The organism is Mesorhizobium sp. M5C.F.Ca.IN.020.32.2.1 (genome assembly GCF_004023105.1).
Taxonomy (GTDB): domain Bacteria; phylum Pseudomonadota; class Alphaproteobacteria; order Rhizobiales; family Rhizobiaceae; genus Mesorhizobium; species Mesorhizobium wenxiniae.
The window spans coordinates 1-600 of sequence record NZ_RZSX01001575.1; the positions used below are offsets into that span (position 1 = coordinate 1).

Annotated in this window: 1 pseudogene; it reads left to right on the forward strand. The window is 64.2% G+C overall.

Annotated elements, in window-relative coordinates:
* Window positions 1–60: 60 nt before the first annotated feature.
* Window positions 61–600 (forward strand): annotated as a pseudogene (locus EOA86_RS37540) (SPOR domain-containing protein); the annotation flags it as partial.

The window sequence follows — 600 nt, forward strand, 5'->3', positions numbered from 1 at the left end:
GGTGCCGCCGATGCGGCATCTGCGCCGGCGCAAAGCGAACAGTCTTCGGCGTATGACGAGATGCCCGATGTCGAGACGGTCGATGTGCCCGAGCGCGTGGTGGCGCTGGCGGACGACCTCGATATTCCGGACCTCGACTTCAATGACGACCAACCGGCGGTGCCTGCCTATGACGATCTCGACACCGAGTTCGCCAGCCTTCTCACGGAAATGAATGCCGTAGACGTCGCTGCCGCCCCGGCGCGCAGCGCCGCCTATGACGACGAATCCTACAATGCCGGATTTCAGTCAGGGGCCGGATTTCAGTCAGGGGCCGGATTTCAGTCAACGGCCGGGTTCCAGTCAGCGGCCGGGTTCCAGTCAGGCTATGAGCCCGACCGCGTTGAAACGCGGACCTATGCAGCGAGACCCGCACAAGCGTCCGTCAGTGCATCTTATGCCGATGCCGCCAGCGGCTTCGATCTGGGCGACTTGCCCAACGGCCGGCCGGCTTCGCAGGCCGACGACTTTGGCTTGGACGAACTCGACTACGACCCCGAACTGGATGAGGCCATGTCAGTTCCCGGCTTGGCTGAGCACGATGCTGCGAGGCCGCGGAGC